The following is a 20571-nucleotide window of genomic DNA, read 5'->3' as shown; positions in this document are numbered from 1 at the left end:
ATCGAGAAGATCGTCCGCGACCTGCGGGTCCATCAGATCCTCGAGGGCAGCAACGAGATCATGCGGGTGGTCATCGCCCGGAGCGTCGTCGGCGGCGCGGGTAAGGGAAAGCCAGGACAGGGAAAGCAGGGAGCGGCATGAGTGACGCGGTATCGGTGGAACCGGAAGTTCTGATCGGCAAGAGCGGCGGGCTGGGCCGCATCGTGTTGAATCGGCCCAAGGCGATCAACGCCCTCAATCATGCGATGGTGCGGCGGATCGCGGCGGCGCTGGCGGAGTGGTCCGGCGACGACGAGGTGCGCGCGGTGGTCCTCACCGGCGCCGGCGAGCGTGGCCTGTGCGCGGGCGGCGACATCGTGTCGATCTATCACGACGCGAAGGAGGGTGGCACCGGTTCGCGGGAGTTCTGGCGTGAGGAGTACATCCTCAACGCGGCCATCGCGGGCTACGGCAAGCCGTATGTGGCGATCATGGACGGCATCGTGATGGGTGGCGGGGTCGGGGTGTCGGCGCACGGCAGTGTGCGGATCGTCACCGAGCGGTCGATGATCGGGATGCCCGAGACCGGGATCGGTTTCGTCCCGGACGTCGGGGGCACCTATCTGCTGGCCCGTACCCCGGGGGAGTTGGGTACGCACATCGCGTTGACGACGGCGCGGCTCGGTGCCGGCGACGCGATCGCATGTGGTTTCGCCGACCACTTCCTCCCATCCGAGAGGATCGACGGGTTCGTGCAGAGGCTGACGGAAACATCGGTGGACGAGGCCCTGGCCGCGTTCACCGAACCGGCTCCGGCCTCGGAGCTGCTGGCGCAGCGGGGCTGGATCGACGCCGCGTACTCGGCCGACAGTGTCGCCGAGATCGTGGCCCGGTTGCGCGGCAGTGGGGTGCCCGAGGCGGAGAAGGCGGCCGGGCAGGTGCGCTCGAAGTCGCCGACCGCGTGCGCGGTCACGTTGGCCTCGCTGCGCCGGGCGCGGCGGGCCGGCAGCCTCGAGGAGGTGCTCAACGACGAATTCCGGGTGTCGGTGGCCTGCCTGAGCTCGCCCGACCTCGTCGAGGGAATTCGGGCGCAGGTCGTGGACAAGGACCGCAACCCGCGGTGGTCGCCCGCCACGATCGAGGAGGTCGACCCGGCGCGGGTCGACGCGTTCTTCACACCGCTCGGCGACCTCGAACTCGGCCTGACGGCTCCACAGCCGCAGCACTGAACCACCAGCCACACGCGTCCAGGAGGGACTGCTATGAGCACTACCGTCGGATTTCTGGGACTCGGCCACATGGGTGGTCCCATGGCGGCCAATCTCGTCAAGGCGGGGCACACGGTGGTCGGCTTCGACCTCGCGCCCGCCGCACTCGAACAGGCAGTGAAAGACGGTGTCACCGTCGCTGATTCGGCCATCGAGGCCGTGCGTGAGGTGGACGTCGTGATCACGATGCTGCCGAGCGGCAAGCACGTTCTCGGGCTTTACGCCGAGATCCTGCCCGCCGCGAAGCCGGGCACCCTGTTCATCGATTCGTCCACCATCGACGTCGCGGACGCCCGGGCGGCGCACGACGAGGCCGTCGAGGCGGGCCACCGTTCGGTGGACGCACCCGTCTCCGGTGGCGTCGTCGGCGCCACCGCGGGAACGCTCGCGTTCATGGTCGGCGGCACGGCGGACGACTTCGAGTCCGCGAAGCCGCTACTCGACGTGATGGGCAAGAAAATCGTCCACTGCGGCGATCCGGGCAACGGTCAGGCCGCCAAGATCTGCAACAACATGATTCTCGGCGTGTCGATGATCGCCATCAGCGAGGCGTTCGTCCTCGGCGAGAAGCTGGGGCTGAGCAACCAGGCCCTGTTCGATGTCGCGTCCAACGCGTCGGGTCAGTGCTGGGCGCTGACCACCAACTGTCCTGTGCCCGGACCGGTTCCGACGAGCCCGGCCAACAACGACTACCAGCCGGGCTTCGCGGCCGCGCTGATGGACAAGGATCTCGGTCTCGCCGCGAACGCGCTGAAGACCAACGGCGTCGAGGCGGACCTCGGGCTGCGCGCTGCCGAGTTGTACAGCCGGTTCCATGCCGCCGGTGGTGGTGGCCAGGACTTCTCGGCCATCATCAACGACATCCGCGAACGTTCTACCGAGGGAGACCAGTGACCGACTTCGAGACCATCCTGCTCGAGCGCAAGGGCCGGGTGGGGATCATCACCCTCAACCGTCCGAAGGCGCTCAACGCACTGAACTCCGAGCTGATGCGCGAGGTCGTGTCGGCGGTGGAGGAGTTGGAGAAGGATTCGGAGATCGGTGCCATTCTGATCACCGGTTCCGACCGGGCCTTCGCGGCGGGCGCCGACATCAAGGAGATGCAGCCCAAGTCGTACATGGACGTCTACCTCGACGACTTCTTCGCCGCGTGGGATCGGCTCGCCGCGGCACGCAAGCCGACGATCGCTGCCGTCGCCGGTTACGCACTCGGCGGCGGCTGTGAACTGGCGATGCTCTGCGACATCCTGATCGCCGCCGACACGGCGAAGTTCGGTCAGCCGGAGATCAAACTCGGTGTCATTCCGGGCATCGGCGGCTCGCAGCGGCTGACGCGGGCGGTGGGTAAGGCCAAGGCCATGGAACTGTGCCTGACCGGCCGGAACATGGACGCCGAGGAGGCCGAACGCGCCGGGCTGGTGTCGCGGATCGTGCCCGCCGCGGATCTCCTGGAGGACGCGCTGCAGACCGCGAACACCATCGCCGAGATGTCCCTTCCGGTCGCGATGATGGCGAAGGAAGCGGTGAATCGCTCCTTCGAGACCACCCTCACCGAGGGCGTCCGGTTCGAGCGGCGGGTGTTCCATTCGACATTCGCCACCGAGGATCAGAAGGAAGGGATGGCGGCGTTCGTCGAGAAGCGTTCGCCCGTCTTCAAACACCGCTAGAAGCCCTGAAAACGACTGTCGCCCCGCACCGGGATCCGGTGCGGGGCGACAGTCGTCTCTCACCACTTGGTGGGGGCGTCCCCAGTGTCGAAATCGCCTGCCTCGCGGCGCAGTTCGGCGAGGATCGTGACCAGCTGTTCCAGCTTGTCGCCGGACACCCCGGGGCGCGAGAACACCTGGGCGTTGAGTCGCTCGGTGGACTCGACAGCCAGTTTCCTTCCCGCGTCAGTGATTTCGATCAGCGTCGCACGGCGATCGCTCGGATGCGGGACACGCCGCACGAGATTCGCCGTCTCGAGCCGGTCGACGGCGTTGGTGACGCTCGTGGGGTGAACCTGAAGGCGCGCGCTGGCCTTCGCCATCGGGAGCGCGCCCGTGCGCGTGAACGTCAGCAGTGTCAGCAATTCGTACCGGGCGAACGTGAGCCCCGACGGCTTCAGAACCTCCTCCACCCGGGCCATCATGATCTGCTGCGCCCGCATCACCGAGGTCACCGCGGCCATGCCGTCGGCGACATCACCCCAGCCGTGTTTCGTCCACTGCCGGTGGGCCTCTTCGATGGGGTCGAGATGAAGTGGTGACGGTGGTGGCATGCGTCGATCATCCCATGTCGGGTGATGGGCCGCGAAAGTTTGCCGAGCGTGTCGTCAGTGCGCTTCCGCTTCCGCTTCCGCCTTCGCCGCGGCCGCCAACGCCACCAGACCGAGTCCCGCGCATGCCGTCATCGTGACCGCGAGTGCGACGCCGGTGTTGCCGAGCACGCCGACCAGGGGAGCGATCAGTGCGCCGACACCGAACTGCAGGGCGCCGAGCAGCGCGGCAGCGGTGCCGGCCGCCTCTCCGTGGCGGCCGAGGGCCAGCGCGGGTGCGTTGGGCAGGACGAAGCCGACGCCGGCGAGGAGGAACCACAGCGGAACGACGAACCCGACGAGCCCGCCGAACTCGAAATGGGCGGTGGTGATCAGCGCCAGCCCGGCCACCGTCGCGAAGGCGAGGGCAGCCACCGTGATCTGCAGCGGTGACCGGCGTGAAAGGGCGCGGACGTTGAGTTGCGAGGCGCCGATCAGAGCGATCGCGCCGGAGCTGAACAGCAGCGCGAACTGCTGCTCGTCCAGGCCGTACTGGTCCTGGAACACGAACGACGCACCGGAGACGTACGAGAACAACGATCCCATCGCCACACTCGACACGAGGGCGAGCACCATGAACGCCCGGTCGCCGAGCAGACTCTTGTAGGTGCCCAGCACAGCGCGCAGATCGCTCTTGCGCCGCCGCTCCGGCGGCAACGTCTCCGTCAGACCCCACACACCGATCAACGCCGTCAGCGTGCCGATCACGGCGAGGACGACGAAGATCCCGCGCCAGTCGACGGCGATGAGGAGCGCCCCGCCGATACTCGGAGCGAGGACGGGTGCGACGCCGAGGACGAGCATCAGTCGCGACATCACGACGGCCACGGTGTTCCCCGAGAACAGGTCGCGCACCACGGCGAGCGCGACCACCGCAGCGGCGGCGGCCCCGATGCCCTGGAAGACGCGGAGCACACCCAGCACGGCCACGGTCGGCGCGAAGACCGCGAGCACGGACGCGACGACGTGGACACCGATACCGGCGATGAGGGGGCGCCGGCGCCCGAGGCCGTCCGCGAGCGGTCCGACGATCAACTGCCCCAGCGCGAGGCCGAGCAGGGTGCCGGTGATGGTCAGCTGTACCGCGGACGAGGATGCGCCGAGGTCGGTTCCGATGTCCGGAAGCGCGGGCAGGTACATGTCGATGGTGAAGGGGCCGAGGGCCACCATCGCGCCGAGTACCAGGATCACCCGAAGGCTGGGACGGGTGGTTGTCCGGTCGCCGGTCGGCGCGGCGCGTTCGTCGGTATCGGTCATGAAGCAACACAGCAACGAGGGCACCTGGTTTGTTCCCGCCCCGGCGTGTCGGTTTCAGAATCACCGTGAGCGCAAACCTCGCGCCCGGGACACCGGCCGGGCACAGTAATCATCGATGCGGGTGTGACTGAGTGGTTGAGGTACCGGCCTGCAAAGCCGTTCACACGGGTTCGAATCCCGTCACTCGCTCGATGAGAACCGGCAGGTGATGCACCTGCCGGTTCTCTTGTGCGTGTTCACACGTCTTCGAGGCGAATGCCCTTGGTCTCCTTCATGAACAGGCACGCGACGCCGGTGAGGACGGCCAGCACCATGATGTAGACGCCGAACACCCAGCCGAGGTCGAGTCCGAGGAGAAGCTGGTTCAGGTACGGGGCGGTGCCACCGAACACCGCGACGGAGAACGAGTACGCGAATCCGATCGCCTGGGTGCGGAGCCGCGTCGGGAAGCTCTCCGACAGCGTGGAGGACAGAATCGACGCCGGGACCGCGACGATCAGCAGGGCGGCGGTGGTGGCGACGAGCAGGGTCCACCCGTCGGACGTGATCATCATCGTCAGCGGCAACTGCAGGGCGAACATCAGAACCGCGAAGGCGCCCAGCATGGGCCGCCGGCCGATCTTGTCGGAGAGCAACCCGAGGAACGGCAGCGAGACCAGAGCGATCAGCTGAGCGATCACCAGCATCCAGTATGCGGTGTCGGGGTTCATGCCCTGCTGCGTGATCGCGTACGTGGAGATGTATGACGTCCAGGTGTAGTGCGCGGCCGTGATGCCCGAGGTCATCCCGATCATCAGGAGGATCGCCCGGACGACGGCGCGGCGGGGGATGCCCGGCTGATCGTCCTCCTTCTGCGCAGCGTCGAAGACGTCGCTCTCCTCCATGCTGCGGCGGAGGTAGAGGGCGAACAGTGCCAGAAGCGCGCCGATGAGGAACGGAATACGCCAACCCCATTGACCGACCGCGGTGTCGGACAGGGAGGAGGTGACGACGCCGCCGACGGTGTAGGCCAGCACCGAACCGCCGAAGATCGCGATGAACGCGACGCTGCCCCACATACCGCGCCGGTGCGGAGGCGCGATCTCACCGACGTAGGAATACGCGGTCGCGGACTCGCCGCCGTGCGCGAAACCCTGCATGACGCGTGCCGCGAGCAGGATCAGCGACGCCCACGCGCCGATGGTCGAATAGGTGGGCATCACGCCGATGATCAGGCTGCCCGTGGCCATCATCAGCATGGTCGTGACGAGGACGAACTTGCGCCCGCGTCTGTCGGCGATCCGGCCGAAGATGATCCCGCCGAGCGGGCGCATCAGGAAGCCGACCGCGAACACCGCGAGCGTGGACAGCAGGGCGGAGACCGGGTCCGAGTTGCTGAACATCGCCGCCGCGATGAACGGGGCGAACACCGCGTAGGCGCTCCACTCGTACCACTCGAGGACGTTGCCGACGGAGCTGGCGAGGAGCGATTTCTTGCGGGATGCGAGGGTGGGGCCGGAATGGGTGTCAGGCTTCGCCTGGCGAGTGAGGTCGACGTTCACGTGCAGTCACTTTCGTCGGGGTCGCGGAGTCGAAAGGTCGAGGGGAGGAGTCGTCAGCGCAGGTCGCTGCGACGGATCTTGCCCGTCTGCGTCTTCGGGAGGTCGGTGACGATGTGCACCAGCCGGGGCGCCTTGTACGCGGCGAGCCGGTCGCGGGCGAACGCGACGAGTTCGTCCTCGGTGGCGGTCGCGCCCTTGCGGAGCGAGACGTAGGCGACCACCGATTCACCCTGGTAGTCGTCGGGTTGCCCGACGACGGCGGCTTCGTGCACGGCCGGGTGTTCGTAGAGGGTGTCCTCGACCTCACGGGGCCACACCTTGTAGCCGGAGACGTTGATCTGATCCTTGAGCCGGTCGACGAGGTACACCCACCCCGCCTCGTCGATGATCGCGACGTCCCCGGTGCGCAGCCGTCCACCGGGCAGTGTGTCCCGGGAGGCATCGGGGTTGCGCCAGTAGCCCGAAACAACCTGCGGTCCGGCGATTTCCAGTTCGCCGGCGGTGTGCGGCGGAACGGGGTCGCCATTCGGGTCGACCGCCCGGATGTCCACCCGCGGCAGCGGGAGACCGATGGACAGTGAGCCACTCGTCGGGTCGACCGGCGCCCGCAGGCCGGGTGGCACCGCGATCACTCCGGCCGTGGTCTCGGTCATCCCGTACGCGTTGTGGATGTACTTGCCGAATCTGGCTTCGAACTTCTCCACGGTGGCGGGCGGGATGGGCGCGCCGCCCGAGTAGAGGGATTTGACCGAGGCGAAGTGGTCCGCGCTCACACCCGGCACCTCGGAGAGTGCGTTGAACACGGTGATCGAGCCGATCGTGTAGGTCACCCGGTGCTCCACCAAAGTCTCCAGTGCGACGGCCGCGTTGAACCGATTCGCGAAGACGAGCACGCAGTCCCGGACGAGGGCCACGCCGGCATTGAGCACGGCACCGGTGATGTGGAACAGCGGGGCGACGGCGAACACGACGTCCCCGTCGACGACGCCGGCGCAGTGACCGAAGTCGAGGGCGGTGGCCAGTACGTTCGCGTGGGAGTTGAGCGCGCCCTTCGGCGGGCCGGTGGTCCCGGAGGTGTAGGTGAGCAGCGCGAGGTCGTCTCCGCCGAGTTCGACCGGGGGAGGCCGCCTGCCGCGAAAGCGCGCGAGGAGTTCGACGAGGTCGCCGTCGGCCGCCGGCGTGGCCCGCCCGGTGGAGTCGAACACCCGCGGATCGTTGCGGGTCTGGAAATCGAGGGCGCTGGTGCTGATCGAGAATCGCACGCTGCTGCCGCGCAGGGTCTCGGCCGTGGCCCCGGCGCTCACGTCTTCGCAGATGATGCCGATCGGTTCGGCATCGTCGACGAGGCGGCGGAGTTCGTTTCCGCGGTACATCGGATTGAGCACAAGCGCCGCCGCGCCGACCTTCCACAGCGCCAGCAGAGCGAGGGCGTACTGCGGCACATTCTGCAGGTAGATTCCCACCCGATCACCACGCCCGACACCCCACTCGTCCAGCGCGACGGCGAGGGCGTCCGACAGGTCGTCGACCTCGCGCGCCGTGAGGGCGCCATCGAAATAGGCCACGGCGGGGTGATCGGGATGCGCCTGCACGCGCGACCGCCACGCGTCGAGAGTGGTCACTACGGGTGGCTCCTGGATTCCGTCGTTGGTGAACGTCGACGACACCGCATGTCCCCTTTCTCCGGCTCCGGTCCGAACGGGATGTCCGAATTCGAGCGGCCGACCGATCACTCGTTCGGTCGGTGTCGGCAAGTGTCGTGTGTCACACGAGGCGTGTCAAGTCGGTGCCCCTCGGGCGCCCGGCGGGAACTGCTGTTTCCGGCACGACCTCGGCGACGGTTGCGACTCATATTTCCGTCTGGCAATATGAGGCTATGAGCGCCTACGCCGCCCTGGCCGAGCCGCACCGGAGACAGATTCTCGACCTGCTGCGTGATGGTGAGCGGCCCGCCGGAGATCTGGTGGAGCACATCGCGCTCAGCCAGCCCGGCGTGTCCAAGCACCTCAAGGTGCTGCGCGAGGCCGGGCTCGTCGTGGTGCGCGCGGATGGCAAGCAACGTCTGTACGCGCTGCGCCCGGAACCCCTCGCCGAGGTCGACCAATGGCTGGAGCCGTACCGCGCGTTCTGGTCGAGGCGCCTCGACGCCCTCGAACGACACCTGGAGGAGAACCCATGACCGACGGAACCCTGGAGACGATCGACGGTCGCCCGGCACTGCGCTTCGAGCGCACGCTCGCGCACTCGGTCGAGCGCGTGTGGAGGGCAATCAGTGTGCCGGCAGAGCTCGAGCGCTGGTTTCCCGCCGCTGCCGACTGGACGCCGGCGACGGGGGAGACCTTCGAGGCCTACGGCGCGACCGGCGAGGTGACCGAGGTCGATGCGCCCCATCGGCTGGCGTGGAACTTCGGCGGCGAGCGGTACAGCTTCGATCTGACCGCTGAGGGAGACGGCTGCCGGTTGATCTTCATCCATGTCTTCGGCGACCGTGCGGTCGCAGCGCAGACCGCGGCCGGCTGGGAGACCTACTTCGCGCGGCTCGAGCCTCATCTCGCCGGCGGGTACCTCTCCGAGGCGGAGGCGCACGGTTCGTGGGACCAGTGGGAGGAAGTTCACGAACGCTACGCCGAGCGCTTCGGCGTCGACCCGACGCCGGGACGGCGCTTCCTGGAGGCTCAGCGTGCCGGTCAGTGACATCCGGTAAGTCCTAGGATTCACCGACGCACTCCGAATTCCTAGCTCGCGACGCGGTAGTGGAGGAAGACGAAGCCGTTGTCGAAACGGCGCTCGTCCAGCAATTTAAGCCTGCACCGGACGCGGTCGGGGAGGGCTCGGGTGCCGCCTCCCACGACGGCGGGTGCGACGAACAGGTGGCATCGGTCGACCAGCCCGGCCGCGAATGCGTGGGAGGCGAGTCCGGCGCCGCCGACCGTGAGGTCCCGTTCCGTCTTCGCCTTCAGATGCCGGACGGTCGCCGGGTCGAACTCCCGCTCGATGCGGGTCCTGGCGCTGGACGCCACCTCCAGCGTCGTGGAGTAGACGACCTTGTCGGCCGCCCGCCAGATCTCCGCGAAGTCCTGTATGCAGGCGGGCTCGTCGGCGAGGCCGGGCACCGTTTCCCAGTACGTCATCGTCTCGTACATCCGGCGCCCGTAGAGGTAGGTGCCGACCGGCCGCTCAAGGTCGTTGACGAAGGTATGGACCTCCTCGTCGGGCGCGGCCCAGTCGAAATTGCCGTTCTCGTCGGCGATGTAGCCGTCGAGCGACATGATCGGAGCATAGATCAGCTCGCCCACTGTGGAACCCCTTCGAGTCGTTCCCGTGCGGTTCGGATCAGCGTGTCACGTCGAGTGCGTCGACGTCGACGCCTGCCGCCGGAAGCAGGTGGTAGAAAGCGCGTTCGCAGAGATCGATCATGTCCGTGCGGTCCATGGTCGGTTCGTCGAGCCACGACAGCACGATCTCTTCCATGAACGCCTGCCAGCCCGAGATCGCGGCCTCGAGTGCGGGTGTCGTCGGCACGCCGAACGCGGCCAGCGACGCGCCTATCCAGTGGGTGAACGTCCGCCGCATGCCGCGATAGATCTGCCGCATCCGCTCGTCGCCACTACCGGCCATCCGCATGACCGCCAGGTAGATGGTGGGGTGCTCGATCACCGCGTCCGCGAATGTTTCGACGCCGGCTCGGAGTTGTCCGGACACGGGGAGTGTCGGATCGGGTGTCATCCGGCGTTGCAGCTCGGAGGCCGAGGCCTCGAGGACGGCGTTGCGAAAGCCCAGCTTGTTCTTGAAGTAGTGGAACAGCAGCGGTGGGGAGACGCCCGCCTCGGCCGCCACCTGGTCCATCGACAGGTCGTCGAACGGCACCGTCTCGAGAAGTCGGACGGCCACGTCGAGGATCTGCGCGCGCCTATCTTCGGGAGAGCGGGGTGCGGCGGCCACCTTCTGCACTCTATTGATGAACGTTCGAACCGTCCATTGACTTTTACTCAACGGGATACGTAACCTCGGGTTACACATACTGAGTGTGAGGAGCGCAACAATGTCGGATTTCGATGTCGTCGTCAATGGTGGGCTGTGGTTCGACGGAACCGGATCCGCGCCCCGGCGCCGCAATCTCGGCATTCGCGACGGCGTCGTCGTCCGCGCCTCGAATCGTCCGCTGCCCGTCGGACCCGACACCGAGATCGTCGATGCGGCAGGCAAATGGGTGGTCCCCGGGTTCGTGGACGTGCACACTCATTACGACGCCGAGGTGCTCGTCAGCCCCGGACTGCCGGAGTCGGTGCGACACGGCGTGACCACCGTCGTCCTCGGGAACTGCTCCCTTTCCACCGTGTACTCGACGCCGCGCGAGTGCGCCGACCTGTTCAGCCGGGTCGAGGCCGTGCCGCACGACTCCGTGCTCAGGATCCTGGAAGAGAACAAGATCTGGCAGAGTCCGGCGGAGTACGTCGAGGCACTCGAGTCGCTGCCGCTCGGTCCCAACATCGCCGGTTTCATCGGGCACTCCGACATCCGCACCCACGTGCTCGGCCTCGGCCGGGGCACCGACAAACGGACCAAGCCGAGTGCTCGCGAACTCGAGCGGATGGGCGCGATGCTCACCGAGGCCGTGGACGCCGGCTTCCTCGGCCTCTCCTCGATGACCAATGCGCTCGACAAGATCGACGGCGACGAATACCGTTCGCGCTCATTGCCGTCCACGTATGCGCGGTGGAAGGAGTTCCGCTTCCTCAACCGCATCCTGCGCGAGCGCGGCAAGATCCTGCAGAGCGCGCCGACGATCAACCTGCACCCCAACATCGCGGGTTTCTTCGCGGAGAGTTCGGGTCTGGGACGACGCAAGCCCCTCAAGACGTCGCTGCTGTCGGGCGCGGACTCGAAGGCCTACCCTCAAATCGTGTACTTCATGCTCGCCGCGGCGCCGCTGCTGAACCGCTTCGCCAAGACCGACTTCAAGTGGCAGCACCTCCCGGTGCCGTTCACCGTCTACGCGGACGGAATCGACCTCGTGGTGTTCGAGGAGTTCGGTGCCGGCGCGGCGGCGCTGCATCTCCAGGACCAGGTGGAGCGAAATGCCTTGCTGCAGGACGAGTCCTACCGGCGTCGGTTCCGCAAGGACTACGACAACAAGTTCAGCCCCCGCATCTGGCACCGCAACTTTTACGACGCGGTGATCGTCGGATGCCCCGACGAGACGCTGATCGGCAAGACGTTCGGAGCGGTGGGCGACCTGCGTGGCGTGCACCCGGTTGACGCGTACCTCGATCTCGTCGTGAAGTACGGCACCGACCTGCGGTGGCGGACCACCATCGCCAACCATCGTCCCAAGTTCGCGAAGAAGCTCGCGGCCAGCTCCGGCGTGCAGATGGGATTCGGCGACGCGGGAGCGCACCTGCGCAACATGGCGTTCTACAACTATCCGATCCGGTTGCTGAAGAAGGTCAAGGACGCGCAGTCCGACCGCAAGCCGTTCCTGTCCGTCGAACGTGCCGTCCACCGGCTGACGGGAGAGCTGGCCGACTGGTACGGCATCGACGCCGGCCACCTGCGTGAAGGGGACCGCGCCGATCTCGTCGTCATCGATCCGGCGGGTCTCGACGCCACGGTGGACGGATTGTTCGAGGCCGAGGTCCCCGAGTACGGCGGTCTGCGCCGGATGGTGAACCGCAGCGACGGCGCGGCGGTCGCGACGGTGATCAACGGCAGGCTCGTCTACCGCGACGGGGAGTTCACCGGCGGGTTCGGCGTCACCAAGACGGGACGGTTCCTCCGCGCCGGTGCGTCGGCCGCCGACCGCAGCGAGCGTGAGACAGCTGTCCGATGAGCGGCACGGAGCGGATCACCACGTTCACCCGTGACGGGCTCGTGTTCGACGTCCGCGACGAGGGCCCGATCGACGGCACTCCGGTGGTGCTGTTGCACGGATTTCCGCAGGACTCGCGGTCGTGGGACGCGCTGGCACCGTTGCTGCACCGGCGGGGCTTCCGCACCCTCGCGCCGGACCAGCGCGGCTATTCGGCCGGGGCCCGGCCCCGCGCCCGCTGGGCGTACCGCAGCTCGGAACTGGTCGCGGACGTCGTCGCGCTCATCGACCAGGCGGGCCTCGGGCCCGCGCATGTCGTCGGGCACGACTGGGGCGCGGCGGTGGCCTGGGGTCTCGCGGCGGAACGGCCCGACCGGGTCCGCACGCTCACGGCCCTGTCGGTGCCGCACCCGGCGGCGTTCGTGCGGGCGATACTCACCAGTCGCCAGATCCTGAAGTCCTGGTACATGTTCGCCTTCCAGCTGCCGTGGATTCCGGAGCGGGTGATTGCCTCGGACAGTTACGGCTACCGGGCGCTGCGCGCGAGCGGCCAGTCCGCGGACGGGGCGAAGCGCGACATGCAGCCCATGCGCGACCGGACGCGGGCCCGGGGCGCCCTCAACTGGTATCGGGCCATGCCGTTCACCGCACCCCGATCGGCCTCCCGGAAGGTCCGGGTGCCCACGCTCTTCGTGTGGAGCGACGGCGACACGGCGATCGGGCCGGTCGGACCGGAGCTGACCTCGCGCTTCGTCGACGGCCCGTACACCTACGAGGTGCTCCGCGGCGTGAGCCACTGGATCCCGGACGAGGCGGCCGAACGCGTCGACGAACTACTCGGCGACCACCTGCTCGATGAGTCGTGACGCCGATCGATCCGTCCGCGCCACGTCGCCGGTGACCAAGCGGTCGAGGAGGATTCCCCGCAGTCCGGACACCGCGACCGTCGCATTCTCGCGGGCGTCCTGAGCAGAGGTTCCGCATCGGACCATCGCATCGGCGACGGCGTCGATCAGCGTGTGGATGGCCGAGGTGGCGAAGTCGGCGAATGGGCCCCGCTGCACACTCGCCACCCCCATCACCTGCAACAGAATCTTCGTGCTGACGGACGACTCGCCCTGCGTGGTCGACGTCCACAACTCCGCGAGACCTGCACGCAGCCCGTCCCGGTCCGAAACGCCGGAGAACAGGGACGAGAACCCGGGATGCTGCGTCGCCAGCGCCTGGACCAGCAGCTCCTCCTTGGTGCCGAAGTAGTAGATGAGCATGCGGGAGCTCGTGCCTAGCTCGGCGGCGAGCGGCCGGAGCGACAGGTCCGCGAGTCCGTGTCCGGCGATGTAGCCGACGACGTCGGCGAGAAGCTGCGCGCGCTTGGCGTGGTCGAGGGGGCGGGCCATGCGGTTGACTGTAGCGGACGGTACAGGTATTCATGACGGCATGACTGTAACGACTGCTTCAGGAATGCGGAAGTTCGGGCGGCCGGTGGTGGTCACGGCGTTCGCCGCCACCACGTCGATCGCGGACGACGTCGACGGCACGTGGGAAGGGTTGTTGCGCAACCAGTCCGGCATCGGTGCGCTCGACGAGCCGTTCGTCGACGACTACGACCTTCCCGTCCGGATCGGCGGCAAACTGACGGCGCACCCGGCCGAGCATCTGTCTCGCGTGGAGCAGCGCCGCCTGTCGTTCGTCGAGCAGAGCGCGCTCGTCCTCGGTCGGCGGGCCTGGGCGAGTGTGGGCGCACCCGACGTCGACGGCGAGCGGCTCGCCGTCGCGATCGGCACCGGACTGGGCGGCGGGGACGCCCTGGTCGACGCCGTCGACGCGATGCGCGCGAACGGGTACCGCAAGGTCTCGCCGATGTCCGTTCCCATGGTCATGCCGAACGGTCCCGCCGCCACCGTCGGGCTGGAGATCGGCGCGAAGGCGGGGGTCTTCGCGCCCGTGTCCGCGTGCTCGTCCGGATCGGAGGCGATCGCGCTCGCCTGGCGGCTGATCGCCACCGGCGAGGCGGACGTGGTGGTGGCCGGCGGGGTCGAGGGGCAGATCGATGCGGTGCCCATCGCCAGTTTCGCGATGATGCGCGCGATGAGCACCCGCAACGACGAACCCGCACGGGCATCACGGCCGTTCGACCGCGACCGGGACGGTTTCGTGTTCGGTGAGGCCGGCGCGGTGCTCGTACTCGAATCCGAGGAGCACGCCCGGTCTCGCGGCGCGGAGATCCACGGCCGGATTCTGGGGGCCGGAATTACCTCGGATGCTTACCATATCGTCGCCCCCGATCCGCAGGGCGCCGGAATTGCGCGCGCCATGCGGAAGGCGCTCGACACGGCGGGACTGAGCGGCGCGGACGTCGATCACGTCAACGCCCACGCCACCTCGACGTCCATCGGCGACGCCTCCGAGGCCACCGCGATCGCCGCCGTCGCCGGACAGGCATCGGTGTACGCACCGAAATCGGCACTCGGGCATTCCATCGGCGCGGTCGGAGCCCTCGAGGCGATCCTCACCGTCCTGACGGTGCGCGAACAGATCGTCCCACCGACCCTCAACCTCGACAACCAGGACCCCGCCATCGACCTGGACGTCGTCGCCGGGTCACCCCGGCGTCAGCGCATCGACTACGCACTGAGCAATTCGATCGGTTTCGGCGGGCACAACGTCGCGCTCGCCGTCGGGCGGTACTGAATTCGCTGTCCGCTGTCGGTGAACGCCGCCGCGTCCGGGTGCGTCGTCTGGAAGACTCCGGAGGTATGGAAGCTCAGCGCAGACTGACGCTGGTGACGGCCGCTCCCGAGCAATCACGGGAGGAGCCGCTGGTGCGTGAGCTGTACGGGCGAGTGCTCCGCGAGGCGCGCCGGGACCAGGATCGGAGCCTCGAGGACGTCGCCGCCGCCGTCGGCATGTCGAAGCAGTACCTCTCCGAGATCGAACGCGGGAAGAAGGAGCCTTCGTCGGAAATGCTGCGCGCAGTGTGTGGCGCGCTCGGTCTGCCGGTGGAACACCTGCTGTTCCGGTCCGGGCGTCGGCTCGGCGCGGCGAACCGGAACCCCGCGACGAGGAGCCTGAACCGGCAGGTGCCCACGCTGCTCGCCGCGTAGCGTCTTCTGTCAGGCCGCGACGAGCGTATCGGCCAGGCCGTAGTCGATGGCCTCCTCGGCTGTGAAGATGCGGTCCCGATCGGTGTCCCGCCGCAGGCGTTCGACGGTCTGCCCGGTGTGTTTGCTGAGGATCGCCTCGGTCTGCGAACGGACCCGCATGATCTCCGCGGCCTGAAGCGCCAGGTCGGAGATCGTGCCGTTGCCCTGGGTGGACGGCTGGTGCAGCAGTGTCCGGGAGTGAGCCAGGACGTGGCGGTGTCCCTTGGTTCCGGCCGCCAGGAGCACGGCGGCAGCGGACGCGGCCTGACCCATGCAGTAGGTGGCGATGGTCGGTCGGAGGAACTGCATCGTGTCGTAGATCGCGAGCATCGCGGTCGTGGAGCCGCCGGGCGAATTGATGTACAGCCCGATCTCCTGATCGGAACTGTCCGCCTGGAGGTGAAGCAGCTGTGCCATCACGACATTGGCGACTCCGTCGTCGATCTCGGTGCCCAGGAAGACGATCCGTTCGTTCAGCAGTCGGCTGAAGATGTCGAACGACCGCTCGCCTGCCGGGGTGCGCTCGATGACGTGGGGAATGGTGTATTGGGACATGGCTTCACAATCCAATTCTCGGGGCGGTGGTGTGCGGGGCGATCTCGGCGAACGAGGACACGACGCGGTCGACGATCCCGTAGTCGCGGGCCTCGTCGGCGGTGAACCACCGGTCCCGGTCGCTGTCCTCGGCGATCTGCTCGACCGGATGCCCCGTCTCGGCGGCGAGGATCTCCTGCGACTGGCGTTTCATCCGTTCGAGGCTCTCGGCCTGGATGGCGATGTCGACGGCGGTGCCGCCGATGCCCGCCGACGGCTGGTGCATCATGATGCGGCTGTGCGCCAGACTGATCCGCTTGCCGTGGGTGCCCGAGCACAGCAGTACCTGGCCCATGCTGGCGGCGAAACCCATGGCGACGGTCACCACGTCGTTGGGTACGAGCTTCATCGTGTCGTAGATGGCCAGGCCGGCGAAGACGGATCCGCCCGGGGAATTGATGTACAGCACGATCTCGCGTTTGGGGTCGGCGGCCGCGAGCAGCACCAGTTCGGAGCAGGCCCGCTCGGCCATGGCGTCGTCCACCTCGCCAGTGAGGAGGATCGTGCGCTGGCGAAACAGTCTGTCCGCCAACAGGTCGCGGTAGTTCAGGTCGGGTAGTGCGGCTGTGGTCATGTCTCATTACTACCGCCGCGCCGGCGCCGGACCGGCGATTGTCTGCTGTGGGCAGACGACCCGCGCCGGGGAGGTTCGCAACCCCGACGACGGTGCCGCACCCACCTGGGAATGTGACGCAGATCGCGTACGTGGCGTTACTCCAGCGTCGACCGCTGTGAACTGGGCGTTCGTGATTCGAGGTGACCACGAGGAGTCCAAGGGATGAACGACTTGCCAAGGGGAGATGAACGTCAGAAACAGACCGCTCGGACAGTGGAATTGCCCGCGCGCGAGAGCGAACTCGCTGGTTAGGTTGCCCTCATGCACGTTCTGTTCGTCTGCAGCGGGAACGTCTGCCGCTCGCCGATCGCAGAGCGGCTGACGCACGCGTACGCGCTCGCCCGCGACCTGCCGCACCTCACCGCGGAGAGCGCCGGTGTCCGCGCCCTCGTGGGCTTTCCGATCGAACCCGTCGCCGCCCGCGTCATCGAAGGCCTCGGCGCGAGCGCCGACGGTTTCCGGGCGCGTCGCCTGCGGCCCGAGATGATCAAACACGCCGACCTCGTCCTCGCGATGACCGAGCAGATCCGGGATCGTTCGATGGAACTGCTGCTCGGGACGAGCCACTGCACGTTCACGCTTCGCGAGGCCCGCCGGATCGCCACCGACACCGGTGTCCGCACCGTCGCCGAACTCGCCGTCGCCCGAAGGGAGTACGGGGCGATCGACGACGCGAACATCAGCGACCCCGTCGGCCTCGGCGAGGCGGCGTTCACGCAGGTGGGAGATCGGATCGCCGCCGAACTGATACCGCTGCTCGACGCACTCGACCTCGGCAGCGGCACGAAACGGCAACCCGAACCCGAACTCGAACACGAGCCCGAGCCCGAACCGCCGCCGTCCCCGGTCGTCCACCTGCCGCTGTCGCCGAGGCCGTTGATCGCGGCGCGAGCGGCGTCGTCGATCCTCGACTATCCCGTCAGCTGGTCGCGCTGAACTGGTAGTTGGCGAATCTCTCGTCCACCTGCGCGGCCGTCAGCCCGAAGTCCTCGAGCGTGTACTTGTGCGAGGGGCGGCGGTCGCCGCTGCGACTCTCGGCGTGCATCGACTCCATCGCCGCCTGGGCAGAGGAGCTGAGATCGAGCCCGAAGTGCGTGTAGACCCCTTCGACGGTGCCGAGCGGGTCGGCCACGAAATCGTGGTAGTCGACGTCGATGAACTGAGCGGGGTCGTGCCGGGCGCGGGCCGCGGTGAACTGCTCGAGTCCACGGGCCCACAGCTCGAGCTGGCTCTCACCGATGACGGTGCCCCGGAACTTCTCCGACCACCCTTCCGTCGCCTGCTCCGCCAGGCTGCACACCGACGGGACGATCGTGCGCGGCGGCCGGTGGGTCTGGATGATCAGGGCGTCCGGATAGACGGCGAGCAACTCGTCGAGCGCGAACAGATGGCTGGGGTTCTTCAGCACCCAGCGGCGGTCCCGATCGGGAAGCCCGATCAGCTGCAGGTTCTTCTTGTGCCGCTGATAGGCGTTGGTCCAGTCCTGGCCTTCGAGCCAGCGGGAATATGTCGGGAGAGACGCCAGGCACTCGTAGGAGATCGACTTGAACGTCTGCCGCAGCAGTTGCCAGCACTCCTCGACCTCGCTCGCCGACATGTAGTGCACGCCCATGAATTCGGGGCGTTCGATGTGGTGGCGGCTGAAGCCCTCCTCGATCTTCTGGAACACGGGATTCGATTCCCAGGTCGCGCGCGGCGGCCGGGGTTGGGGCATCTCGGTCAGCCACATCTCCAGGCCCTGATGCGACGGGTCCGCGGTGAGCAGCCGGTGCAGCGCCGTCGTCCCGGTGCGGGGAAGCCCGGTGACGAAGATGGGCCGCTCGATCCGCACGTCCGCGTGCTCGGGGTTCTGCTTCCATGCCGCCTCGCTCAGCAGCCGCGCCACCAGGGCGCCGCGGAGAAACACCCGGGACACCTTGCTCCCGAGCGGGGTCAGCTGCTCGTCGACGTGATACGAGTCCAGCAGGATGCCGAGGGCCTCGGTGTAGTCGTCCACGCCGAAGTCGGTGAGGCCGGTCAGGCGGGTGGCCGAGGCGTGAAGGTCCTCGACCGTGCCGACGGTGGTGCGCTCGCTCATGATGCTCCGGTTCTCGTCGCTAGTGATGGAATTCGCCGCAGTTGACGTCGAGGCACTGGCCGGTCACGGCGCTCGCCAACGGTGAGGCCAGGAAGATCACGGCGTCGGCCACTTCCTCGGTCGTGGGGAGTCTCTTCAGATCTGTGTTCGCGGCGGTGTGTTCGTAGATCTGCTCGACGGTTGTTCCGTACTTCTCGGCCTGGTGCGTGAAGTACTGTTTCAACGTGTCTCCCCAGATATAGCCGGGAGCAACGGAATTGACGCGGATTCCCTGTGGGCCCAACTCGGTTGCGAGCGACTGTGACGTCGCGAGCAGGGCGGATTTGGCCATCTTGTAGCTGCCGTACCGTTCCTGGGAGTGCCGGAGCACCATCGAGTTGATGTTCACCACCGCCCCGTTCGCATCGGCGAGCGCGGGGGTGAACAGCTGCGTCAGCCGCAACGCCCCGAGCACGGTCAGCTCGAAACTGCTGCGGATGTGATCAAACTCGGTGCGGGCCAGCGGTTTCATCGACGGAACCGAGAACGCATTGTTGATCAGCACGTCGACTTTGCCGTACGCGTCTACGGCCGCGGACACCAGGTTCTCGGCCGATGCCTGATCGGTGATGTCGGTCGGGACGGTCACCGCGCGCCGGCCGACGGCGATGATCTCCTTGGCCACCTCGTCGAGACGCGATGCGGTGCGGGCGGCCAGCACCACGTCCGCGCCGGCGTCGGCGCAGCGGACGGCGAGGGTGCGGCCCAGCGCCGGTCCGACGCCGGAGATGACGACCACCCTGTCCTGCAGGAGTTGCGGAGTAGTCATGGCGGTCACCCCAGCATCCGGTCGGCGACCGCGGCCTGGCGTGCGGCGATGCGTTCGGCGAAGTCCTCGGGCGAGATCTTGTTGGAGTCGTAGTACGGCAGTGTCCGATGAATCTCGTCGAACTTCACGACCTCGATCCGGGGTCCGTCGTCCGGTGTCAGTTCGCGGGAGACGCGTTGCCAGCGGAACTGCAGGTAGCCGCGGAGGTGCCCGACAGTGGCGATCCAGTTGGCGACGCCGGGATTGCGTTCGCTCACGACGAGCCGGATGTGGTCGTCGGGATCCACCTGCGACTGGGCGACGTTCAGCGAGGTCTGGTGGTTGACGTAGTCGAGGGAGATGTACCACATGCTGCCCAGCTGAAAACCCTGGTAGGGCACATCGGCTTTCGGGACGGTGATGATCATGGCCTCGTCCTCGTCGAGTTCGTAGTGCCCGACGGACGAGTACTGCGTGGCGAGGCCGCCCGGTGTCAGCCGCGGTTCGGTCATCGTGTTCACCGGCAGGTTCAGATAGAACCACTCCGGGAACTGCAGCCACGTCTTGACCCGCGAGACCAGGGCTTTGCCCGCACGGGCGTAACGCTTCTCGACGGCTTCCCGCGTGAGCGGACCCGGGGCCGTACCCGTCGTATCGGCCCTGGCGATGCGGATGGTGCCGCGCCGCTGACTCCAGTCGCTGTACACCTCCCGGACCACCAGTTGCGACGAACCCGGTGCGAGGGTGAAGTAGTTGCGCCTGCCGGCACTCTCGGCGGGGCCGAACCGCACCTCGAACGAGCCGTCGGGGGCGATGTCGATCTCCCGGTCGTCGAACGCAGTGACGCTGCCGGGAACGTGTGCGGCCGTGTAGTTTCCGCTCAGCACCTGGAAGCTGAGGTCCGCTGTCGTACCGCGCCGCCCGGTGACCACGTATTCGACGTCGTCGTTGACGCGCGCGCCGAAGTACAGGGTGTCGGGGTTGTCGAGGCCCATCTTCATGTATGGGCCGGTGCCCGAGATGAACGTCGGGTGCGACTGTTCGGTGGCCCAGGCCGCGTGCGTGGTGGCGAGAATGCCGCCGGCGAGGTACTGGTAGCCCTCGAGCAGATCCTGTTCGGTGCGGATGTGGGGGGCACTCTCGATCAGTTTCTCGGCCTCGGCCATGGCGTCGGCGAATGGGTCGGTCAGCACACCGTGCTCCT

Annotated in this window: 22 protein-coding genes, 1 tRNA gene and 1 pseudogene; 12 read left to right on the top strand and 12 right to left on the bottom strand. The window is 67.6% G+C overall.

Features of this window, described 5'->3' with window-relative positions:
- The 4 genes and pseudogenes from ACFWAY_RS35920 to ACFWAY_RS35905 form a co-directional block, all read left to right on the top strand.
- The coding region (locus tag ACFWAY_RS35920; RefSeq protein WP_378513854.1) for an acyl-CoA dehydrogenase family protein at positions 1 to 141 on the top strand (141 nt) is incomplete at its 5' end.
- On the top strand, positions 138 to 1208 hold the full coding sequence (locus ACFWAY_RS35915; protein WP_378513852.1) for an enoyl-CoA hydratase/isomerase family protein: 1071 nt from the start codon (positions 138 to 140) through the stop codon (positions 1206 to 1208). The genes ACFWAY_RS35920 and ACFWAY_RS35915, both read left to right, overlap by 4 nt.
- 30 nt (positions 1209 to 1238) lie before the next feature.
- A pseudogene (gene mmsB / locus ACFWAY_RS35910) lies at positions 1239 to 2141 on the top strand (3-hydroxyisobutyrate dehydrogenase); the annotation flags it as partial.
- Complete coding sequence (locus ACFWAY_RS35905) at positions 2138 to 2914, top strand: enoyl-CoA hydratase (RefSeq protein WP_378513851.1); 777 nt, start codon at positions 2138 to 2140, stop codon at positions 2912 to 2914. The pseudogene mmsB and the gene ACFWAY_RS35905, both read left to right, overlap by 4 nt.
- A gap of 59 nt (positions 2915 to 2973) precedes the next feature.
- Here the strand turns inward: ACFWAY_RS35905 and ACFWAY_RS35900 are convergent, their stop codons facing one another.
- Positions 2974 to 3507, bottom strand: a complete 534-nt coding sequence (locus ACFWAY_RS35900; RefSeq protein WP_009474224.1) for a MarR family winged helix-turn-helix transcriptional regulator — start codon at positions 3505 to 3507, stop codon at positions 2974 to 2976.
- Between the two features lie 54 nt (positions 3508 to 3561).
- Positions 3562 to 4824 (bottom strand): multidrug effflux MFS transporter, encoded by a 1263-nt coding sequence (locus ACFWAY_RS35895; protein ID WP_378457954.1) that lies wholly within the window; start codon positions 4822 to 4824, stop codon positions 3562 to 3564.
- A 93-nt stretch (positions 4825 to 4917) separates the two neighbouring features.
- Here ACFWAY_RS35895 and ACFWAY_RS35890 point away from each other — a divergent pair.
- Positions 4918 to 4989 (top strand) — tRNA-Cys (locus ACFWAY_RS35890).
- Between the two features lie 47 nt (positions 4990 to 5036).
- Here the strand turns inward: ACFWAY_RS35890 and ACFWAY_RS35885 are convergent.
- Together ACFWAY_RS35885 and ACFWAY_RS35880 are read right to left on the bottom strand one after the other, a co-directional pair.
- The gene (locus tag ACFWAY_RS35885; protein WP_378513850.1) at positions 5037 to 6341 is read right to left on the bottom strand and encodes an MFS transporter; all 1305 of its coding nucleotides are present in this window, start codon (positions 6339 to 6341) and stop codon (positions 5037 to 5039) included.
- A gap of 53 nt (positions 6342 to 6394) precedes the next feature.
- Complete coding sequence (locus ACFWAY_RS35880; protein ID WP_378513849.1) at positions 6395 to 8008, bottom strand: class I adenylate-forming enzyme family protein; 1614 nt, start codon at positions 8006 to 8008, stop codon at positions 6395 to 6397.
- A gap of 209 nt (positions 8009 to 8217) precedes the next feature.
- Here ACFWAY_RS35880 and ACFWAY_RS35875 point away from each other — a divergent pair, with 209 nt between their 5' ends.
- Both ACFWAY_RS35875 and ACFWAY_RS35870 read left to right on the top strand, forming a co-directional pair.
- Positions 8218 to 8520: an ArsR/SmtB family transcription factor gene (locus ACFWAY_RS35875; RefSeq protein ID WP_378457951.1), complete on the top strand. Its 303-nt coding sequence runs from the start codon at positions 8218 to 8220 to the stop codon at positions 8518 to 8520.
- Positions 8517 to 9035 carry an SRPBCC domain-containing protein gene (locus ACFWAY_RS35870; protein ID WP_378457950.1) on the top strand — a complete coding sequence of 173 codons (519 nt, stop codon included), beginning with the start codon at positions 8517 to 8519 and terminating at the stop codon, positions 9033 to 9035. The genes ACFWAY_RS35875 and ACFWAY_RS35870 overlap by 4 nt, the downstream gene beginning before the upstream one ends.
- A gap of 41 nt (positions 9036 to 9076) precedes the next feature.
- Here ACFWAY_RS35870 and ACFWAY_RS35865 read toward each other — a convergent pair whose 3' ends face one another.
- Complete coding sequence (locus tag ACFWAY_RS35865; protein WP_378457949.1) at positions 9077 to 9637, bottom strand: dihydrofolate reductase family protein; 561 nt, start codon at positions 9635 to 9637, stop codon at positions 9077 to 9079.
- Positions 9638 to 9674: 37 nt separating this feature from the next.
- Positions 9675 to 10283: a TetR/AcrR family transcriptional regulator gene (locus tag ACFWAY_RS35860; RefSeq protein WP_378513848.1), complete on the bottom strand. Its 609-nt coding sequence runs from the start codon at positions 10281 to 10283 to the stop codon at positions 9675 to 9677.
- Between the two features lie 100 nt (positions 10284 to 10383).
- On the opposite strand from ACFWAY_RS35860, the gene ACFWAY_RS35855 reads away from it, so the two are divergent.
- Together ACFWAY_RS35855 and ACFWAY_RS35850 are read left to right on the top strand one after the other, a co-directional pair.
- Entirely contained in the window at positions 10384 to 12171 is a 1788-nt protein-coding gene (locus tag ACFWAY_RS35855) for an amidohydrolase family protein (RefSeq protein ID WP_378513847.1), read from the top strand.
- Positions 12168 to 13016, top strand: coding sequence for an alpha/beta fold hydrolase (locus tag ACFWAY_RS35850; protein ID WP_378513846.1), 849 nt, complete (start codon positions 12168 to 12170; stop codon positions 13014 to 13016). Before ACFWAY_RS35855 ends, ACFWAY_RS35850 begins: the two co-directional genes overlap by 4 nt.
- Here ACFWAY_RS35850 and ACFWAY_RS35845 read toward each other — a convergent pair.
- Positions 12984 to 13547, bottom strand: a complete 564-nt coding sequence (locus tag ACFWAY_RS35845) for a TetR family transcriptional regulator (RefSeq protein WP_378457945.1) — start codon at positions 13545 to 13547, stop codon at positions 12984 to 12986. The genes ACFWAY_RS35850 and ACFWAY_RS35845 overlap by 33 nt on opposite strands.
- A 40-nt stretch (positions 13548 to 13587) precedes the next feature.
- Between ACFWAY_RS35845 and ACFWAY_RS35840 the strand changes: the two genes are divergently transcribed.
- Positions 13588 to 14841: a KasA/KasB family beta-ketoacyl-ACP synthase gene (locus ACFWAY_RS35840; RefSeq protein WP_378513845.1), complete on the top strand. Its 1254-nt coding sequence runs from the start codon at positions 13588 to 13590 to the stop codon at positions 14839 to 14841.
- Positions 14842 to 14906: 65 nt separating this feature from the next.
- On the top strand, positions 14907 to 15254 hold the full coding sequence (locus tag ACFWAY_RS35835; protein ID WP_005568281.1) for a helix-turn-helix domain-containing protein: 348 nt from the start codon (positions 14907 to 14909) through the stop codon (positions 15252 to 15254).
- Positions 15255 to 15263: 9 nt separating this feature from the next.
- Here ACFWAY_RS35835 and ACFWAY_RS35830 read toward each other — a convergent pair whose 3' ends face one another.
- Positions 15264 to 15848, bottom strand: coding sequence for an ATP-dependent Clp protease proteolytic subunit (locus ACFWAY_RS35830; RefSeq protein WP_005252895.1), 585 nt, complete (start codon positions 15846 to 15848; stop codon positions 15264 to 15266).
- A 4-nt stretch (positions 15849 to 15852) separates the two neighbouring features.
- Positions 15853 to 16461, bottom strand: coding sequence for a ClpP family protease (locus ACFWAY_RS35825; RefSeq protein WP_378457943.1), 609 nt, complete (start codon positions 16459 to 16461; stop codon positions 15853 to 15855).
- A 303-nt stretch (positions 16462 to 16764) separates the two neighbouring features.
- Here ACFWAY_RS35825 and ACFWAY_RS35820 point away from each other — a divergent pair, with 303 nt between their 5' ends.
- Entirely contained in the window at positions 16765 to 17439 is a 675-nt protein-coding gene (locus ACFWAY_RS35820; RefSeq protein WP_378513844.1) for a low molecular weight phosphatase family protein, read from the top strand.
- On the opposite strand, the gene ACFWAY_RS35815 is transcribed toward ACFWAY_RS35820, so the two are convergent.
- The 3 genes from ACFWAY_RS35815 to ACFWAY_RS35805 are packed head-to-tail and all read right to left on the bottom strand — an operon-like array spanning position 17423 to position 20560.
- Positions 17423 to 18580: a sulfotransferase family protein gene (locus ACFWAY_RS35815; RefSeq protein ID WP_378457941.1), complete on the bottom strand. Its 1158-nt coding sequence runs from the start codon at positions 18578 to 18580 to the stop codon at positions 17423 to 17425. The genes ACFWAY_RS35820 and ACFWAY_RS35815 overlap by 17 nt on opposite strands.
- 19 nt (positions 18581 to 18599) lie before the next feature.
- Positions 18600 to 19388: an SDR family oxidoreductase gene (locus tag ACFWAY_RS35810; RefSeq protein ID WP_043778525.1), complete on the bottom strand. Its 789-nt coding sequence runs from the start codon at positions 19386 to 19388 to the stop codon at positions 18600 to 18602.
- A gap of 5 nt (positions 19389 to 19393) precedes the next feature.
- Positions 19394 to 20560, bottom strand: coding sequence for a hypothetical protein (locus tag ACFWAY_RS35805; RefSeq protein ID WP_378457940.1), 1167 nt, complete (start codon positions 20558 to 20560; stop codon positions 19394 to 19396).
- Positions 20561 to 20571: the final 11 nt, after the last annotated feature.

It is taken from the genome of Rhodococcus sp. NPDC059968 (assembly GCF_042738615.1).
Classification (GTDB): Bacteria; Actinomycetota; Actinomycetes; order Mycobacteriales; family Mycobacteriaceae; genus Rhodococcus_F.
Note: the sequence above shows the minus strand (reverse complement) of the source record. Positions and strands in the feature narration are given on the sequence as shown.

Bases quoted from the DNA above. Each gene is read 5' to 3' on its own strand.
- ACFWAY_RS35915 (WP_378513852.1), top strand. From the start codon at position 138: ATGAGTGACGCGGTATCGGTGGAACCGGAAGTTCTGATCGGCAAGAGC.
- ACFWAY_RS35900 (WP_009474224.1), bottom strand. From the start codon at position 3,507: ATGCCACCACCGTCACCACTTCATCTCGACCCCATCGAAGAGGCCCAC.
- ACFWAY_RS35875 (WP_378457951.1), top strand. From the start codon at position 8,218: ATGAGCGCCTACGCCGCCCTGGCCGAGCCGCACCGGAGACAGATTCTC.
- ACFWAY_RS35870 (WP_378457950.1), top strand. From the start codon at position 8,517: ATGACCGACGGAACCCTGGAGACGATCGACGGTCGCCCGGCACTGCGC.
- ACFWAY_RS35855 (WP_378513847.1), top strand. From the start codon at position 10,384: ATGTCGGATTTCGATGTCGTCGTCAATGGTGGGCTGTGGTTCGACGGA.
- ACFWAY_RS35850 (WP_378513846.1), top strand. From the start codon at position 12,168: ATGAGCGGCACGGAGCGGATCACCACGTTCACCCGTGACGGGCTCGTG.
- ACFWAY_RS35845 (WP_378457945.1), bottom strand. From the start codon at position 13,547: ATGGCCCGCCCCCTCGACCACGCCAAGCGCGCGCAGCTTCTCGCCGAC.
- ACFWAY_RS35840 (WP_378513845.1), top strand. From the start codon at position 13,588: ATGACTGTAACGACTGCTTCAGGAATGCGGAAGTTCGGGCGGCCGGTG.
- ACFWAY_RS35835 (WP_005568281.1), top strand. From the start codon at position 14,907: ATGGAAGCTCAGCGCAGACTGACGCTGGTGACGGCCGCTCCCGAGCAA.
- ACFWAY_RS35830 (WP_005252895.1), bottom strand. From the start codon at position 15,848: ATGTCCCAATACACCATTCCCCACGTCATCGAGCGCACCCCGGCAGGC.
- ACFWAY_RS35825 (WP_378457943.1), bottom strand. From the start codon at position 16,461: ATGACCACAGCCGCACTACCCGACCTGAACTACCGCGACCTGTTGGCG.
- ACFWAY_RS35820 (WP_378513844.1), top strand. From the start codon at position 16,765: ATGCACGTTCTGTTCGTCTGCAGCGGGAACGTCTGCCGCTCGCCGATC.
- ACFWAY_RS35815 (WP_378457941.1), bottom strand. From the start codon at position 18,580: ATGAGCGAGCGCACCACCGTCGGCACGGTCGAGGACCTTCACGCCTCG.
- ACFWAY_RS35810 (WP_043778525.1), bottom strand. From the start codon at position 19,388: ATGACTACTCCGCAACTCCTGCAGGACAGGGTGGTCGTCATCTCCGGC.